Source organism: Nitrospirales bacterium (assembly GCA_031315865.1).
Classification (GTDB): Bacteria; Nitrospirota; Nitrospiria; order Nitrospirales; family UBA8639; genus JAGQKC01.
Map to the genome: position 1 here is coordinate 1,830,299 of JALDRJ010000002.1, position 17,396 is coordinate 1,847,694.

The 17,396-nt window shown below is 48.6% G+C and carries 18 protein-coding genes; 11 read left to right on the forward strand and 7 right to left on the reverse strand.

Annotated features, from left to right (window positions below; genetic code table 11):
• Positions 1 to 1,045: 1,045 nt before the first annotated feature.
• Together MRJ96_08470 and MRJ96_08475 are read right to left on the reverse strand one after the other, a co-directional pair.
• Positions 1,046 to 1,825: a DUF4393 domain-containing protein gene (locus MRJ96_08470; protein ID MDR4501467.1), complete on the reverse strand. Its 780-nt coding sequence runs from the start codon at positions 1,823 to 1,825 to the stop codon at positions 1,046 to 1,048.
• A 398-nt stretch (positions 1,826 to 2,223) separates the two neighbouring features.
• Positions 2,224 to 2,544, reverse strand: coding sequence for a PAS domain-containing protein (locus MRJ96_08475; protein MDR4501468.1), 321 nt, complete (start codon positions 2,542 to 2,544; stop codon positions 2,224 to 2,226).
• A gap of 347 nt (positions 2,545 to 2,891) precedes the next feature.
• On the opposite strand from MRJ96_08475, the gene MRJ96_08480 reads away from it, so the two are divergent.
• From MRJ96_08480 to MRJ96_08490, 3 genes are all read left to right on the forward strand, one after another.
• Positions 2,892 to 3,419: a hypothetical protein gene (locus MRJ96_08480; protein ID MDR4501469.1), complete on the forward strand. Its 528-nt coding sequence runs from the start codon at positions 2,892 to 2,894 to the stop codon at positions 3,417 to 3,419.
• Positions 3,420 to 3,746: 327 nt separating this feature from the next.
• The gene (locus MRJ96_08485) at positions 3,747 to 5,531 is read left to right on the forward strand and encodes a TIGR03790 family protein (GenBank protein ID MDR4501470.1); all 1,785 of its coding nucleotides are present in this window, start codon (positions 3,747 to 3,749) and stop codon (positions 5,529 to 5,531) included.
• Positions 5,532 to 5,536: 5 nt separating this feature from the next.
• Positions 5,537 to 6,055, forward strand: coding sequence for a methylated-DNA--[protein]-cysteine S-methyltransferase (locus tag MRJ96_08490; protein MDR4501471.1), 519 nt, complete (start codon positions 5,537 to 5,539; stop codon positions 6,053 to 6,055).
• A 23-nt stretch (positions 6,056 to 6,078) separates the two neighbouring features.
• On the opposite strand, the gene MRJ96_08495 is transcribed toward MRJ96_08490, so the two are convergent.
• The gene (locus MRJ96_08495) at positions 6,079 to 6,666 is read right to left on the reverse strand and encodes an NUDIX hydrolase (protein MDR4501472.1); all 588 of its coding nucleotides are present in this window, start codon (positions 6,664 to 6,666) and stop codon (positions 6,079 to 6,081) included.
• A 308-nt stretch (positions 6,667 to 6,974) separates the two neighbouring features.
• Here MRJ96_08495 and MRJ96_08500 point away from each other — a divergent pair, with 308 nt between their 5' ends.
• Entirely contained in the window at positions 6,975 to 7,211 is a 237-nt protein-coding gene (locus tag MRJ96_08500) for a hypothetical protein (GenBank protein MDR4501473.1), read from the forward strand.
• Here MRJ96_08500 and MRJ96_08505 read toward each other — a convergent pair whose 3' ends face one another.
• Both MRJ96_08505 and MRJ96_08510 read right to left on the reverse strand, forming a co-directional pair.
• Positions 7,212 to 8,303 carry an XRE family transcriptional regulator gene (locus MRJ96_08505; protein ID MDR4501474.1) on the reverse strand — a complete coding sequence of 364 codons (1,092 nt, stop codon included), beginning with the start codon at positions 8,301 to 8,303 and terminating at the stop codon, positions 7,212 to 7,214.
• A gap of 1 nt (position 8,304) precedes the next feature.
• Positions 8,305 to 8,907, reverse strand: coding sequence for a hypothetical protein (locus MRJ96_08510; protein ID MDR4501475.1), 603 nt, complete (start codon positions 8,905 to 8,907; stop codon positions 8,305 to 8,307).
• A gap of 155 nt (positions 8,908 to 9,062) precedes the next feature.
• On the opposite strand from MRJ96_08510, the gene MRJ96_08515 reads away from it, so the two are divergent.
• The 5 genes from MRJ96_08515 (at position 9,063) to MRJ96_08535 (ending at position 12,897) form a co-directional block, all read left to right on the forward strand.
• Complete coding sequence (locus MRJ96_08515; protein ID MDR4501476.1) at positions 9,063 to 9,944, forward strand: IS1 family transposase; 882 nt, start codon at positions 9,063 to 9,065, stop codon at positions 9,942 to 9,944.
• Positions 9,945 to 10,054: 110 nt separating this feature from the next.
• Complete coding sequence (gene ettA, locus MRJ96_08520; GenBank protein ID MDR4501477.1) at positions 10,055 to 11,740, forward strand: energy-dependent translational throttle protein EttA; 1,686 nt, start codon at positions 10,055 to 10,057, stop codon at positions 11,738 to 11,740.
• Positions 11,741 to 11,749: 9 nt separating this feature from the next.
• Positions 11,750 to 11,965, forward strand: coding sequence for a hypothetical protein (locus MRJ96_08525; GenBank protein MDR4501478.1), 216 nt, complete (start codon positions 11,750 to 11,752; stop codon positions 11,963 to 11,965).
• Between the two features lie 11 nt (positions 11,966 to 11,976).
• Positions 11,977 to 12,441 carry a hypothetical protein gene (locus tag MRJ96_08530; GenBank protein ID MDR4501479.1) on the forward strand — a complete coding sequence of 155 codons (465 nt, stop codon included), beginning with the start codon at positions 11,977 to 11,979 and terminating at the stop codon, positions 12,439 to 12,441.
• 231 nt (positions 12,442 to 12,672) lie between these two features.
• Complete coding sequence (locus MRJ96_08535) at positions 12,673 to 12,897, forward strand: hypothetical protein (protein MDR4501480.1); 225 nt, start codon at positions 12,673 to 12,675, stop codon at positions 12,895 to 12,897.
• A gap of 138 nt (positions 12,898 to 13,035) precedes the next feature.
• Here the strand turns inward: MRJ96_08535 and MRJ96_08540 are convergent, their stop codons facing one another.
• Both MRJ96_08540 and MRJ96_08545 read right to left on the reverse strand, forming a co-directional pair.
• Positions 13,036 to 13,671, reverse strand: a complete 636-nt coding sequence (locus tag MRJ96_08540; GenBank protein MDR4501481.1) for a peroxiredoxin — start codon at positions 13,669 to 13,671, stop codon at positions 13,036 to 13,038.
• A 246-nt stretch (positions 13,672 to 13,917) separates the two neighbouring features.
• Positions 13,918 to 14,517 (reverse strand): TetR family transcriptional regulator, encoded by a 600-nt coding sequence (locus MRJ96_08545; protein ID MDR4501482.1) that lies wholly within the window; start codon positions 14,515 to 14,517, stop codon positions 13,918 to 13,920.
• A gap of 729 nt (positions 14,518 to 15,246) precedes the next feature.
• Here MRJ96_08545 and MRJ96_08550 point away from each other — a divergent pair.
• On the forward strand, positions 15,247 to 15,960 hold the full coding sequence (locus MRJ96_08550; protein MDR4501483.1) for a PEP-CTERM sorting domain-containing protein: 714 nt from the start codon (positions 15,247 to 15,249) through the stop codon (positions 15,958 to 15,960).
• 102 nt (positions 15,961 to 16,062) lie between these two features.
• Positions 16,063 to 17,196, forward strand: coding sequence for a beta-propeller fold lactonase family protein (locus MRJ96_08555; protein MDR4501484.1), 1,134 nt, complete (start codon positions 16,063 to 16,065; stop codon positions 17,194 to 17,196).
• Positions 17,197 to 17,396 lie beyond the last annotated feature (200 nt).

Here is a 17,396-nt window from a genome sequence, read left to right on the forward strand (position 1 = left end):
CACATGGAAACAAGATCTTTCAAGAATGTGCTTCCTGAAGGCCGGAGAAAGGAAAGAGGGACATTCTGCCCTTCGATTTTGACGTCATCCTTACTTCACTTCTGAAGAACTTTCGGGCTTAGCCGTGCCGCGAGCATTCGAAGATAACGCAAAGGTCGAAGGGGCATACATCATGATTGTTGCCTATGTCAGAGCATTGAATAGTGAAGTTATCGAAGACCATATTTCGTCAGAAAGACGTTGTCCCGCTGTAGCGTTGGGGCGGTTCAAAAAAGTCTTGGCTCACCTTTTGTATTTCATGTTAAACACTTCATTACGCGAGGGAATGGGGTAGTAGTGGAAATCATGAGCCATGCGAGCCAAGCCTCCCCCCCCTTGGGCACGATGGAGCCAAAGACCATGGCGTGTGAACGACATGCCTTGTTGCCGACTACGTGCCAGTTGCCAGTGCGATCACAGGTGCCCGAGTGACGCGCAGAGCACGAGGGCACGGTCGGAGATGAGAGAGCGGGCACATGTTGTGGACTTCAGTTCTCAGGGCATGTCCGGCTTCACAGTCTCGATATAGAGGCCGAGAACACCGCTCTCGGTTTTCGTAAGCACTTCGGCGGAGTAGGGGGCGGATTTTTTCAACATTCCTTGAAGAGTAAATTGTAGAAATGGCTTTCTATGCAATAGAAAGAGCAGATTCCACTGATTCTGGTAAGAGCGGAGAGCGCTTTCGGGTGTTACGTTACAGTGGACGGGGATGTGATATTTGATGAATCAGCGCATATCGTAACGGGAGCAAAGTTTGAGGGGGGCGGTGTTGTGACGAATGTGCACGATCAAGGCGAAGCCATCGTGAAAATTTATAGGGTTGAATCACGAGGATTTTTCCTCTGATTCATCTTCTCCCAAGGGGTTCCCCAATACTCTATTTAACTAGACGTGCCATTTTGTCCTTCGACATAACACCGACTCTAAATTTTAAAATTATTGATTTTTTGTTCTTTTATGAAATTGTATTTTCCCCTAATGGCTAGCAACTCAAAGCCTCAAATGCTTAACTAGTTGTACATGCATTAATGAATTTTCGTCCTACATCGGTCAATTGGTATTTGCAGAATACCTTTGTTCCGGTTTGCACCTGGTTTCCGTCTATCTCTTCATGAATAGGCTCCTGATTTTTATAGTCGTAAATTCCCGCTAACCCCAGGCTACTTAAGTGATTCATATAAAAACCGAGATTTTGATGAAATTGGAGCGCATCGGTTGGGAACTCATCAATTTCAGTTTTCTCTCTCGTAAATCGTCGTGTGTTTTGATCTAATGAAGAGGTATAGACATACTCATAGGTAGCCTCTCTAAGACGTGAAAGAATTACGGCTTCGTCGGAAGAAAGCTGTCTAATTATCCATGGAAAAGACGGATGAGCTTCTTCTACTCTTTGAGTATCCATGGAGCGGCTTAAAAGTTGAGAAAACATTTCGTTAATCGGTGTTGATTCCGGCTCATACCTAATCCCTTCAAGAACAGGACCGAGTATCTGAGGGGCAGGTGCTATGCGCTGTTCTTGAGGAACTCTTCGCACGGATACGTCGAGAAACTTTCTGTATCGATCTTGCAATGCCGCCATATATTGAATGGGTGTTGCGACTAACATTAGAACCTTCATAATATCAGACATGATATTTCCAACTTCCTTAGCAGGGTTTTTTATGGCATCCTCATATACCTCTTGCATCGGAAGCTGTTTAGCCAACTTTTTTGCTATATCTTCGATGGGATCTGCCATTCTTTGAGCATTCCTTTTTACTATTTTTTCAACAACCTGTGGATTCATATGCAATTGCACAAAAGGGATCTGAGTGTTGTACCAAATTCGGCTTATTTTTCAAGTCCGGTCATTCACGTAATGCGAAAAATGTTTTTTTAGAACCGCCGAAATTTTTCGATGTTTAGGATGCGTCTGTAGACATAGCCTCAAGGATTTTTTCGCCCCGGCTAAAAAGGGTGTGTGGCTTATGTCTTTGCATGAGCATGCTGCATGATAGCCACCTGCGTTGTTAGCTGAAGTCAGTAAGAAGGAAGAGTAGTGAAATGAAGGGCGCGCATACTTCTCGTGATGAAAACACGTGACAGGTTTCTTCTTGAAAGCGACTATGTATTTTTCGAACAAGTACGGGAATAAAAAGTGAGTTCCACTTAAATTCTCTCCTCTGTCTCTCTCGTCAAGAACGATTATGTAGGATGGTCGTTGACCAACCCGAGGACTCTGTCTTCGTAGGGAACGAATCTAATGATTTGAGTATAAGGGAGCCCGTCGAGTGGGAGATGTATTTCTGCAATCTGGGTTTGTTTGGTCTTCAAGGCCAGAGTCAGACATTCTTTTACTGTGTGAGCAGCTTCTGTGGGTAATACTTCTTGGATTGACTTTCCGAGAAATCCGGATGGTCCAACAAAATGTTTCGATTGACTTTGTAAATAGTAATAGCCGATATAGATGCCATCGATATCCCAAAGAAAAATCTTATCGGGAACCTTCGTGAGCCAGTGATTCATAATCAAATGTCTATAAGATCAAGGCTTGACTAGTCCTGCTATGATAATCCCTGTCAGTCACCGCAGCTATCCGGAAAAAAGAACGAAAAACATTTGTGGTTAAAATATCATTTCATCTTCAAACCTATCAAATTTGAAGATGGCGTATGCGGAAACTTTTCTGGCTTGCATACGAGGATCCAGAACCTATTTTCACCAAATTTCATGTTGTACCGAAGAAAGCTCTCCTTGTGGAATATTTTTCTGACTTTCCACGAAACGTTTGGCCGAATTGACAATGGCGGCTCTGTTCAGTAGGTTTTTATGCCTTCTAGCGTAAAATCTTCTAACGTAAATTAGGTAAGACTATGGCACGTGTGCTGGTTTTAACAGTAATCGGGAAAGATCGGCCTGGATTGGTTGAAACACTGGCAGATTGTATCGCCGGCCATGGGGGGAGCTGGGACGAGAGCCGCATGGCGCGTCTTGCAGGACATTTCGCAGGGGTCGTTCAGATTCATCTTCCCGAGAGTCAGGGAGAGGAATTTATTGCCGCACTTCCGATGCTTGCCGACAAAGGACTGTCCGTAAGTGTTGTGGATAGCGACTGGAAGCTGGCGGAGGTTGACCATCGCAATTCCCTCCTGTTGGAGCTTATCGGGCAAGACCGCCCTGGGATCGTACGAGAGATTTCAAGTCGATTAGCCGCTCTTGGCGTCAATGTGCAAGATTTTCGAACGGTGATCGAAAGCGCTCCCATGTCAGGTGAACGGATTTTTCGGGCCGAAGCTGAGCTTGTCCCGCCTGCCCAAACCAGTTTCGAACATATTCGATCAGCGCTTCATAAGCTTGCTGACGACATTATGGTTGACATTGTCTTGAAAACCGGCCCATAGATGCTTGAGGACATAAGGGTTATTGAAAGATTACTAATTTCCTCCAACCATTCGTTCACGTTACGGTTTGGCCCACACTTCCATCCTCACCCTTATAAAACACGACGAATTCGGCACTACGGTGAACGATTGGCTGAAAAGCAAAAACTGTAGGGTGATACAATAAGATCTTCACCTTTTTCAGTCTATGACGTTCGTCATGTTTCGATCCGTCTCTGTGATACCATGAAAAAGAAGAACGTCTTACGAGTGCGCACGCGAGGGACTGAGAACGAAGACGAAGGAAAATGATCGTAGTGCGGTGGGCATTTTGAGGAGATTTTGGGAATGTGTAGGGCTCAGCCAGTAATGGGGCTTCTTATGAGTCTGTTGCTCATGATTCTTCCCGAACTGGTGTTCGCCGAGTTGCGTCCGGACCAGATTGTTATTCTCGCCAATCAGAATAGCCATGAGAGTGGTTCAGTCGCGAGGCATTATGCGAAAAAACGAGGAATTCCCGGTTCTCACATTGTCAACGTCGATACCTCCACTCAAGAGACGATCAGTCGAAAGGATTATGAAGAATTTATTCTTGAGCCTCTTCGAAAAGCCTTAGAAACAAGAAAGCTGTCGTCCAAAATATGTGTCCTCGTCACGACATTCGGCATTCCCCTCCGTGTAAAAGCCCCAAGTCCGTCTCCACAAGAAAAGAGTTGGCGTCAGGATGCCAAGGCCTGGAGGAAATCCGCTGGAGAGTTTCTCCAAGAGCTCACGGATCGCGTCATGGCTATAGCCACATCTGAACGTTTTTCTCAAGAGTCCCGTGATGCTGAGGATGGTCAGTGGGATCAGCGAGCGAGTGAGTCATTGATTCAGCGATTGAATCAGGCCACGCAAGAGGCCTATCAACGGGTTGAACGATTGTCGGATGACGAGGAACGGTCCGCGCAATTGCATCTCCTTGAAAAGACCATCAAACAGATCTATGGCCTAGCTGGGCAGGTACAGATTGCACAACATGCCGAGGGGAAAGGGGCGACAGCCGACGATATCCCCTTATCGAGTTTTCTGGCAAAACTCCGTTCGGCAGAGCAGATGTTGGCCCTCTTCCAAGCCAGTCCGTCAGATAAAAGTAGAGAACTTGCCTATCGGGTCGCACAAGAGCATTTTGGCGTGATGGGCGTCCTTCGTCTGGCCAATCGAGAGGTCCAGCAGTTCGGCTATGAACAGGCCGATGCCAGTGTCGATAGCGAATTGAGTCTGTTGTGGTGGGATCGAGCCTCAGGGCATCCTTCAGGAAAACTTCCCAACCCTTGGTATGCGTGGTATCCGGAATCGTCCCGAGATCAGATGATGGGTCTTCCTGTGTTGCTCGTGAGTCGCCTTGACGCTCCGACCTCGGCATTGGCCAAACAATTGGTCGATCATGCCGTGCGCGCGGAGCAGGACGGATTAGTTGGCAACGCGTATTTTGACGCGCGCGGGATGGATTCGGAACAACCGCTGAGTTATGGACACTATGACCGGGACATCCGAAATCTGAGTGAGCTCGTCCGGAATCTTTCCGCGTATCCGGTCATTTTGGAAAATACCCAGAAGCGTTTCAACCAGCCAGGCGATGCTCCAGATGTTGCCCTGTACGTCGGATGGTATCGTCTCCGGCATTATGAAGATGCTTTTACCTTTCTCCCTGGGTCGATTGGATACCATATTGCGTCGGGTGAAGCCGTCAGTTTGCGTGATCCAATCGAACGGGGTTGGTGTAAAAATGCTCTGGAACGGGGCATCACGGCAACTTTGGGGCCGATCGGAGAACCTTATCTCGATGCGTTTCCATTACCCACTCAATTTTTCGGGCTGTTACTGACTGGACGGTATTCACTCGTCGAGGCGTTTTATCTGACCTCGCGGCATGTGAGTTGGCGAATGGTCTTGGTGGGGGACCCGCTGTATAATCCCTGGAAAGACGGACGGTTTGCCGAGAAGGTGAAGGCTTCCGGTGTCTTGCGGTTGGAGTCCTGGCCGATCCCGCCATCCGAACGGGATTTTCCTGATCCTGTTCGCATGCGTAAGATCATGAATGAAGAAAGAACGAGAATCCTGTCGCGACTCTCATCGAGTGCTGGGAGGTAGTCTTTGTGAAGAAAAAACATGAAATATTCTATTACCTCCTTCAAAGTCCAGTGGGTCAATTGCTGCTCGTCGGCAACCGTGATGGGTTAAGCAGGCTTCAGTTTCAGGACGGGAAGCATCCTTATCCTATCCATTCGCAATGGACAAAAGATCGGCGAGTGTTTGAAAATGTGATCGCGCAGCTGAAGGACTATTTTGATGGAAAACGAAAACGCTTCACTGTGAAACTTGCTCAGGAGGGAACAGAGTTTCAACGGCGGGTCTGGCGTGCCTTGCGGACCATTCCGTATGGAGAGACCGTCTCATACGGGGACATAGCCAAGCAGATCGGAAACCCTCAGGCCTCCCGAGCTGTGGGCGCTGCCAATGGCAATAACCCGGTTTCTATCATCGTCCCCTGTCATCGGGTTATCGGACATAATGGAAAATTAGTCGGTTTTGGCGGAGGATTGCCGATCAAGCGAGCGCTCCTTGAACTCGAGCGACGGCATGACGGGACAGACAAAGCCAAACAGAAGGCGTGAGAAGCTGGAAGGACTGAACGATCTTACCTCGCGCTCTTCATTTGAGTCGCCGTGTTCGTTCGGTTCATCGGGGCGATGGACCCAAAATGTACGCCGAAACAATGCTGTCTCAGGTCATTCACATAATGAGTCAGGGCTTCGCGGATCACGGGAAAGGCCAGCTCGTCCCAGGGGATGCAGTCAGGATCGACCAATTTGACTTCTAAGCTCTCGTCTCCCACCCCAAATTCATGTCGCCGTAAGGTTCCGCGGTAGATGGTATAGACTTGATCAACATGCCGTAAGGTGTACACGGCATACAGAGCGGTGATACGCACATCGGCTTGAGCTTCCTCCATGGTTTCTCGTGCGGCGGCCTCCTCCGTACTTTCTCCCATTTCCATGAATCCTGCCGGAAAGGTCCAAAATCCGACTCGAGGTTCAATGGCACGTCGACAGATTAGAATCTGCCCTTCCCATTCAGGTATGCATCCCGCGACGATTTTAGGATTCTGATAGTGGATGGTGTCGCAGGAGGGACAAACCGCTCGTAGACGATCTTCGCCCGGAGGAATCTTACGCTCGACTTTTGTGCCGCACAGACTGCAATAATGAATCGGCGGTATTGCCATTATTCACCGCCGGGAGTGTTGAGTAATGGAGTTCTCAAAGGCCATGTTTCGCCAGAAAGAGGTGGCGGACCAAAAGCTTCGGGGCGGTTCAAAAAAGTCCGGATCCGTCACGAGGTTGTGAACGAACGTCAGGGGCTGTTTGGCACCTGTGCTCGTTTTCTGTCTCGACTCTAGGACACCTCTTATAGATGTACCACAAGTTTTCGGCTAGGTCACGTGCTGTCCACGAGCGACACGGTAGGATAATGTCTCAGTCTGAAATGGATAGTGCCTAGTCGTAAGTTTGCGCCCTGTGGCATAATACGTATATGGCGAAAGGCCCACAAGGACAAAAAAGACCAGGTGATGTAATTGGTGCAGCTATTAAGGTTGCGAAGATTGCGACTGGGGAAGAAGAAGAAACTTTCCAAGAGGAGGGGAAAGATGAAGCTGCTCAAACACTTGGACGCAAGGGAGGAAGAGCCAGGGCTGCCAAGCTAACGAAGAAACAACGCATTGAAATAGCTAAAAAGGCTTCTAGAAAACGATGGGGTCTTAAGAAGTAGCTATTTCGCCAATCTCAGTTTGGGCCCAGATGGATTCTTTTCCGTCTCACTTAAATCATAATATTGCTTCAGTCGATGAGGATGGAAGTGCAGTATCTGACCAAATTCAGGGACTGAATACCCAAAATTACAGAGATGTAGTTTGATCATCTGTGAAATTATCCCTGGCTTCTCCATAGGAAAATCCAATTCAATTGGCTCTCTCAGTTTAATACGATGGAGGCTGAATTTACGCCAAAGATGTGCGGCCTGCCCCTTGTCTACAAACCCTAATGATTGTGCTCGGTACAAAAGTGCCTGCATAGAAACTTTCCATTCCGGCTTAAGCGCAGCAAGCCGTTCTAAATCAATGCGACGACCAGAGAAGGCCGTTTGTATATCACCAGGTGGCATTAAAAGAGCGCTTGCGAATGAATTTGCTTGCAATTCCATCTCTGCATTGGGGAATCGATGCATCACAAGATGGGCTAATTCATGTGCGAGAGTAAATCTTGCCCGATCTGACGGTTGTTCATTATTTAAGAGAATGATTGGTAGCAGCCCAGGAACAGACATTGTCACACCGCTTACCGAGCTACCTCCTAATGCTGAATGGATAATGATTATCCCCGCTCGCTCCATTATGGCAGTAAGGTTTTGTATAGGTCCTTGAGGAATTTGCCACTGCGCTCGAACTAGGGCGGCTATTCGCTCTGCATCCTCTCCATACTCTTCAATATCAAGCTTAGGAATCTTTGTCTGTGGTTCAAAATCCACCCCCAGAAGCATTCTCCGAATGTGCATTATGCGAATGTTTAGCTCTGCAATGATTAAATCCATCTCCTTCGTTGAAATATTCTTTTTTTTTCGCCACATGGGATGTACGCTCACGGGTGCCCCCAGAACTGCATCTGGTTGGCGAAAAAACTCGATTGGGATGTCGTAGGCGAAAGCTGCCTGTTTGAGAAATTCATCCGTGGGAGTCGAAAGAGAGTTCTCGTAACGGGAGAGTGTTACTTGTGGAATATTTAATTTAGTTGCAGCATCCCCCTGAGAGAATCCGCTAGCCTGTCTCGCGACCCGCAGCAACCCATTATTCACAAACGCTTTCATGTTATTTGCTGTCTTCATTTACTTGTTTGTTTGTTTTTCGTGGTTGAACCATCTTGTCAATATCGTTGTCTAACGGAGGTAGTTGAGATTGCGTGATTGGAATAACTGTTGCCTCACCACTCTCTGTAATGGCGTAGCTCCAGAGTCTTCGGTCACCATTTCGAGCAAGTACCGTGATTTCAGCTATGGCGCTTGCTGTTGCATTGAGGGTGTAGACAATCTCAACCTTTTGCACTCCAGGAAATCCTGGTAGATCAGTTTCTAGATCGCGAAAATCCATTTCTGTCTGTGTGCTGATGTTAGAACCCACGCCATGACTATTGGATTTTTTAAAGCGGATTACCAGGCGTTCCTGAATGATAAGCTTGAATGTTTCTCGTTCAAAGATGAATCGAGCTTCAGGATCATCGCTGAATTCATCAATGAGATGATTCGAGAGGTATTCAAAAAGGTTATTGGCTCTCGTCCGTGGCCATCGACTTAATTCCTGGCGTTTATCACTGCTCCACCAATCTATCCACGCCATTTTGTATGATCGATTAATTTTCGTCTCGCGTTCTGATGTCAGGATTGATCGTACTTCTATCTCATCAACAATAGCCATAGATTTTCTCCTTGTCTAAGTTAATAGTTCCTTGTATCATGACGCTACAAAAATATCAATATTTTTTCATATTTCAATCCATAAATCATAAATATTTGAATTACAAGATAAAAATAATGCTTGACGCTAAGCATAAAAGTTCATATAATATACAAATGAACAAACTCACTTTAGCCAAGCGAGTTCAAATCCTCTCAATGCTGGTGGAGGGTTCCTCAATGAGGTCTATTTCTCGTGTGGTGGATGTGAGTATCAATACCGTTACCAAGCTACTTGTTGATGCCGGGAAAGCCTGTGAGGAGTTTCACGATAAGCGAGTACGAAACGTCAAGGCCTCTAAAGTTCAATGCGATGAAATTTGGAGTTTCTGTTATGCGAAGGTAAAGAATGTGAAGACAGCCAAGGCTGCACCAGAAGATGCTGGTGATGTTTGGACCTGGACAGCCCTTGATAGTGAATCAAAGATGATTTTGTCTTGGATGGTTGGAGGACGAGACGTGGGATATGCCACTGAGTTTATGAATGACCTAAAAGAACGTCTTGCTCACCGCGTTCAATTAACGACGGATGGACACAGAGCTTATCTTGACGCGGTATGGGATGCCTTTGGGCCAGATGTTAATTATGCCCAGTTAGTAAAGCTGTACGGTGAGCCAAAAGAGCAAGGACCGGAGAGGAAGTACAGCCCTTCGGTTTGTAACGGTTCGCGAAAACAGAAAATACAAGGCAACCCTGATACTGCTCACATTTCGACTTCTCACGTTGAACGACATAACCTCACCATGAGAATGTCCATGCGCCGTTTTACACGTCTAACCAATGCGTTTTCTAAAAAGCTAGAAAATCACTGCCATGCATTAGCCCTGTATTTTGTCTATTACAACTTCGTGAAGATTCACAAAACCCTGAGAGTGACGCCAGCTATGGCCGCTGGACTGACTGATACGCTCATGGGTATGGATGATATTATAGCTCTTATCGACCAGCGAGAAGCTCCGCCAAAACGCGGACCTTACAAGAAAAGAAATTCAGACTGAGACATTATCCACGGTAGGTCCTGATTGTGGTAGTGTGATGGCCTTTGTTATGGTTGGAATCCCATATAAACTTGGTTATTCACGCCCACGGGCTAAAGGAACATGGATTCATGAGTGCTGATGAGAAGCAAGTGATTTTTTCGTTAATTGGGGTCGGGCGTGTCCATCCGCCCAAAAAACAAGTGTTGAAGGACATCTATCTGTCCTTTTATTACGGAGCCAAAATTGGCGTGCTGGGCTTGAATGGCTCCGGAAAAAGCACCTTGTTACGAATCATCGCGGGAGTCGATCAGGACTACCTGGGCGAGATCACGTTTTCCAAGGGCTATTCGGTGGGGTTGCTGGAACAGGAACCTCAGCTTGAATCAGGCAAGACCGTCAAAGAAGTCGTCGAAGAGGGAAAGGCTGAGCTGATTGGACTATTACATGAGTATGAGGCGGTCAGTGCCAGGTTTGCGGAAGAAATGTCGCCAGAAGACATGGAAAAGTTGATCGAGAAGCAATCGCAGCTCCAAGAAAAAATCGAAGCCGCCAATGGATGGGAGCTCGAACATGAATTAGAGGTGGCGATGGATGCGCTCCGGTGCCCTCCCTCCGACACGGTCGTGGATCATCTTTCTGGAGGAGAGCGTCGCCGGGTGGCACTCTGCCGACTCATGATCCAAGAGCCTGATATCTTACTCTTAGACGAACCGACGAATCATCTCGACGCTGAATCGGTGCAATGGTTAGAGCAACATTTACGGCAATACAAAGGAACGGTGATCGCGGTCACGCATGACCGGTATTTTTTGGACAATGTGGCCGGCTGGATTTTGGAGTTAGATCGAGGCCACGGGATTCCTTTCCAGGGCAACTATTCGTCCTGGCTGGAACAAAAACAGCAGAGACTGGAAAAAGAAGAAAAAGCCGAATCCAAGCGTCGTAAGACGCTGGAACGTGAGTTGGAGTGGATTCGTATGTCGCCAAAGGGTCGCCAAGCGAAAGGGAAAGCTCGGGTCACACGTTATGAGCAACTCATGAGCGAGGAACAGGACCGGCAAAGTCAGGAGTTAGAAATTTATGTGCCGCCGGGGCCCCGGTTGGGAGATGTGGTTATCGAGGCCAAAGGGCTTTCTAAATCGTTTGGAGACAAGCTGTTGTTTGACGGTTTGTCTTTTACGCTGCCGCGTGGTGGAATCGTGGGTGTGATTGGACCGAACGGCGCTGGTAAAACCACGTTGTTTCGTATGGTTATCGGACAGGAAAAACCGGATGCTGGCGACTTCACGATTGGAGAAACGGTCAAGCTGGGCTATGTCGATCAAGACCGGACACTCGATGGCAACAAGACGGTGTGGGAAGTGATTTCCGATGATCAGGAAACCATTACATTGGGGAAATCTGAGGTGAATTCTCGAGGATATGTGTCTCGATTTAATTTCGCCGGTGCTGATCAACAGAAAAAAGTGAACGACCTCTCGGGCGGGGAACGCAATCGGGTACATTTGGCGCGGATGCTGAAGGAAGGCGCGAACGTCCTCTTGCTCGACGAGCCCACCAATGACCTGGATGTGAATACTCTCCGTGCCTTGGAGGAAGGGTTGGAACAATTTGGGGGATGCGCTGTCGTGACGAGCCATGACCGGTGGTTTCTCGATCGTATTGCCACGCATATTCTCGCGTTTGAAGGAGACAGTGATGTGGTCTGGTTTGAGGGAAATTATAGCGACTATGAGGCTGACCGAAAGAAGCGATTGGGAAAATCCGCTGAACGTCCGCATCGAATCCGTTACCGGAAACTGAAACAAGCTTAACGGCATCCTATGTTTGGCCAACGTCCTGAAGTATTGATTGCGCGATCAGTTGGGATCGTCTGTATTGCCCTAGGGTTTGTCCTTGGCATGCATGGGTTAGACCATCCGGACACGATCTGGCTGCCCACGGCTTTGGGATTGATCGTCACCGGGATGATCGCACAATTATTCGCGCTGATTCGAACGTTCATAAGAACGACAGAAAAAAAAGGTCCAAAATCTTAGCGGTGCCATTCATGTCTCAAAGTTCTCTCCGTTCCTGCAACATCATGAGGTTCTGGTGGGGGGCTTTGCTCGTGCTTCTGTTGTGCATCATGGTGAGCTGTGCACATTGGCGCGACAAGTATTTTGAGGGCGGCGTGGGGGAACTTACGCAATTCGACGTGCGAGAACGATTTGGGAAGCCACATATCGTGGAGCACTCCCTGTTAGATAAGCAAACCTTGTGGGTGTACCGCATCGCGATTCCGGAGAGCGAACTTGATCCTTCCGGGCTCAAAGTATTTGGGTCCGGGGTCGCCGAAGTCGGTGAAGCTGTCGCGTCGTTGGTGGGCAAGGGCGGTCAAGGCGGGGCGCCTCGGGACCGTATCGTGTGCTTACGGTATGAACTGACCTTTGATCAAGAACGTATCCTCAGAGAGTGGGTCAGGGAGTTTTGTCAATTGAAAAAGCCGAAAGATCCGTTCGCTGGCGATCAATAGAAGTCCATCAGCGTCGATGCGAAGCTCCAGCGGTACATATGCTTTTCCGCCGGGAGGCGAGATTCTAGAAGAGTGAGTCCCGAGACGAACGATTGTTGACTTGATGATGTAATGCCAATTTTTAAAAGCCCAGCTTTCATACAGCAATGTTTCGCTGTTCATCCTTTGTCGCTCAACGTCAAGATGGTGTCGTTACCTCAAACGGTTGGAATTCTCTGTACGAATTGCAATATGCGACATCGTTTGCAGATTCAGTCTTGTCACACTCAGCTAGGGGAAGAGCCGTTTTCCGAAACCAGCGCTGCGCAAAGTTTAGAGCATTGCATGGCCGATCACGCCATCGATCTGCGGGTCAGTGAGGTTGATGCGAAATCGGGGACCGTGCAATTTCGCTGTCGTGTGTGTCGCCGTGCGTATCATCTGGCGGTCTCCCTGTTCGAAACCCACCAGCGATAAGCCATCCTAAGATCCTTCTGACCGTGAAAAAATGTACGACGTATTAATTCGGACGCGTGCGGTCTGTGTCTGAGAGCAAACAAGAAGAGCCGCTTTGGAGCGGCTCTTCTTCGAAGACACACGTTCATGTTCCGTGACTTATTTATTGGGTTGTGGCGTGTAGCGAAGGTATGGCTTCACGACCCGATGGCCCTTGGGAAAGAGTGAAGGAATTTCTGCATCGGTCACCGCCGGTGTGATGATACAATCTTCTCCATCCTGCCAGTTGGCAGGGGTGGCGACCTTATGCTTGGCCGTTAGCTGTAAGGAATCCACGACGCGAAGCAATTCATCAAAGTTTCGCCCACAGGATGCGGGATAGGTCAACGTAAGCTTGATTTTCTTATCCGGGCCGATGATGAAAACCGAGCGAACCGTCATGTTGTCAAGGGCATTGGGATGGATCATGTCATACAGGTTCGCGACCGTTTTCTCCGGGTCCGCGATAATGGGGTAGCCAACGGTACAACCTTGCGTTTCATTGATATCGTTCACCCAGCCTTTGTGGGAGTCCAATGGATCGACGCTGATCGCTAGCACCTTGACGTTTCTTTTCTTGAATTCATCGTTGATCTTCGCGACCGTGCCCAGCTCGGTCGTACAGACCGGAGTAAAGTCCTTGGGGTGAGAGAACAGAATTCCCCAACTGTCGCCCAACCAATCATGAAAATTGACGGTTCCTTCCGTGGTTTCTGCGGTAAAGTTTGGAGCTTCGTCGCCTAATCGCAGTGCCATACTGTGCCTCGCTTGTTATGAAGTGGATAGATAAAGTCCTCTGAGAGAGAGGGGCTGTTATTCTCGCCTGATTGACTGTTGAATATTGGAACGTGGGGCTGCGCTGACTCTCAGGTGGAAAGTCTACGTCATGGTAGAGAAGATGGTCAACTTCCTTGTGCTCGGGAAAAACGAGGCTTGTAAAAGTGATGTGTCTGGTGAGGAAGTCTCAAAAGAGGAGAACAATCGGATAAGGAAAGCCGGCTGTTACCCCTGAGATTGCGTGATGTGCTGTTCCTGGGTTTTGCTGAGAGCATGGTCGATCATGATTTCAGCAGAACGCCTGGCATGTAGGGCGGCCGTTTTGGGCTGACTCACGTGAGCGGTAATGACGGCGCCTTCCATTAAGAGCAGTAATTGTTCAGCGAGTTCATCGGGTTTTTGTACGTCCAGCTTTTCGATAATCTCCCTCACGTGACGACCAAAGATGCGTTTGTGTTCGGCGGCGGCTTGATTGATGGGGTCGTTCGCATCTGGGAACTCGACCGTGGCGTTGATAAACATGCAGCCACGATAATCTTCCGTCTGAAAAAACTCGCCTAACGTATCAAACAGCGCCAGAAGTTGCTCCCGAGGCGTTGATCCGCGACGTTCCATTTCCCGCATCAACCAATTCCGCGATTGTTCGTCCCGGCGGCGAAGAGCTGCCAAGATCAGTTCGTTCTTCGAACGGAAATGTTTGTACAGTGTCGGCTTCGAAATTCCGGCTTCAGCCAGGATCGCGTCCACACTTACGACATGAAAGCCCTGGTCGTAAAAGAGCTTTAGCGCGGTGTCGATGAGTATATCCCGTGATTTGGCAGTCATCTCATTAGCCCCTTTCTCCTGAAACAACGTAGTTCAGGGCACCTCTAAAAACTGTCTGTCCTTTTCCGCGCGCGGTTTCCTTGCCCTCACAGGAAAAATCCTCGTTTTGAGAGATGCCCTTCATTGCCTGGCCCTGTTGACGTGGCTCGCATTGCTCATGTTCATCGCCACTAGCCCATTTCCTCGAACTCATAAGCATGGTTATGGAGAATCACAAAGCCATAATAGTTACTTACCAGTAATTAATGACTATAACAATTATGTTGACATGTTTGAATATATATGGGGCCTAGCAAGTAAATTTCGATTATATGTAGTGTATCCTTTAAGAGATAAGAAAATTATCTATATAAATTTAAGTTCAAAACATAATTAAGTATTGACAAATACTAACTAGTAAGTAAACATGCTAAAATGCATTACTTACTAGTTAGTAAATGTATTTCTGACATCACAAGACTTGCCAATTTTGAGACACGAGACGTTTTGAGACTACACGTGTCTCTCGATACTTCTCATCGGAGAATGCCTCTCCGAATTATTCACCTTCATTTCTCAACATCATAGGAGGATGCCATGAGACATCACATGGGTAGGTGGGCTTTCATGTTCACAAGACGAGAACCCTGTCACCGTAATGGGAATTTCGAGAAGACAGGTGCCCAGTCGCTTTTCAAGCTGTCCAAATACATAGCCCCGGTCATGATGATCAGCCTTACGATGTTGCTGATGAGTGCTGACCTCCATGCCGCAACTCTGCGCTTCACGAGCGATTCTGCATTTCAGGCGGCGTTGCCGGGTCCGGCATCCGTAGTCAATTTCGACAACGTCAATGCGGGTACACCGATTTTTGAAGGGGTTCCCTTTCAAGGCATGACCTTTATGAGTAACGTCGACACTGTGCCCGGGCGAGCTGGATTACTCGTTTCAGCGCAGTTTCTGACGACCTCACCACTTAATTTTCTGGGCGTGGATGATGGGTTTACGAATGAATTCCTGTTCGGCGATGAACTGACCTTGGATTTTACCGATCCAATACAGGCCATTGGCCTGTCACTTGTCGCTGCCCCTCGCGCTACTCTGGCCAATGATTTCTTACTCGTAGCGGGAGGAGGTAGCGTGTTCAATACAGACATTCCAGAGCAAACCCTGTTCGATGGGGGCGAAGTGTTCTTTTTAGGGCTGATCAGCGATCAGCCATTCAGGACAGCGCAGATAATCAGCTTTGGCGATCAACTGGACACAGCTCTCGGGTTTAATATCGACGATATCACCTCTGTGTCTTCGGCGAATCCCGCAGCAGTCCCGGAACCATCCGCGTTGCTCCTGCTTGGCACGGGCTTGCTGATGCTTGGAGGGATCGCACAAAGAAAAAGACAGAGCCATGCAAAACTTATGGGAACGCCTGACGGGCTCACATCGCTTCCATCTGACGAACCCTAACCCGATTCGAGAGGAGAACAAACAAGGAGATTGTAGCACTCGAACGGCCAACGTATCGATTGTAGTGAGGTCTTATTCACCTTTCACATTTGGAGAATAATCATGAAGATGTTTTTCCATTCTGTAAAAAATTTCATTGGGACAGCCGTGCTAGTCACAACGCTTGGAATCACTGGATTGGCCGATGCGATCGTCTATACCGCCAGCAATGAGATCAGCGGCAACGATGTCATTGCGTTCGATATCGACAGTCGAGGAAATCTCTCTGAAATCGGCCGATTCCCCACGGGTGGGACTGGCACGGGGACTCCGCTGGGAAATCAAGCCGCATTGATGACTGATGCCAGCGATCGCTGGATGTTCGTGGTCAGCCCAGGCAGTGGGGAGATCACCAGTTTTCGCTTGCAGCCGGACGGATTGCAGTTTGTGAACAAACTGCCGTCTGGCGGGTTTCGGCCGTTAAGCGTCACGGTATTCGGCACGTTGGTCTATGTGTTAAATGAGGGAAGCGGAGACGAACAGGATTCCCGGCGCATGCGCTATGATAATCTGAGCGGATTTCGCTTTACCGGTGGCGGGATTCTTGTCCCGATTCCCGATTCCACACGCATCATCGATCGTACACAACTCACTGCGCCAGCGCAGATCGGCTTTAATAAATCGGGAACCGTGTTACTCATCACGGAAAAAGCCACGAATACGCTGACGACGTTCGTTATGCGACGGAATGGCACGCCAAGACGACGACCGGAAAAACGGCTGTCGTTTATTCCGACCCCGTTCGGATTTGCGTTTGGTGATCGGGATTTCGTCTTTGTCACGGAAGCCAACAATGGCGGCCCCGGTATGACCGTCTCCTACCGGATCGATCGAGAAACCGGTGAAGTATCAGGAAGAGTGGGCTCGCTGGAGCAGGGGACTGCGACGTGCTGGACGGTCCTCTCCAGCGATCAGACGGTCGGCTATGCGACCAATACCGGGGATGGCACGGTTTCGTTGTATCGAGCAGGTTTTGGCGGCGACATGGAATATTTTTTTCCAGCCAACCAGGATACGCCTATCCCGACGGGAGCTGGGGTGCGTGATGTCGTGTTAACCCAAAATAACCAGTTTTTGGTCACGCTCAATAACGGAGACGGGGCAATTCGCGCATTTTTCGTGAATCCCACCGGCGCCATTGCGCCACGAGGGACCGCGCCGGTTCCTGGAAGCGTCACGGGGTTAGTCGCCAGGTAGTGAAACAAGGCTATTTATGCATTTCCGAATATGCGCCCCCTGAGTCGTCCACCGGCGGAGAGTATGTGTAAACCTCCGCCGGTGGTCCTGACTCGACATGGCCAAGACGACGGTCAACGTGGATTGGCCCGGTCAACAACTCCGGAAGTGGGGTGTTCCGAATCGTATCCACAAACATCCCTCGGTAGGGTTTTATGATT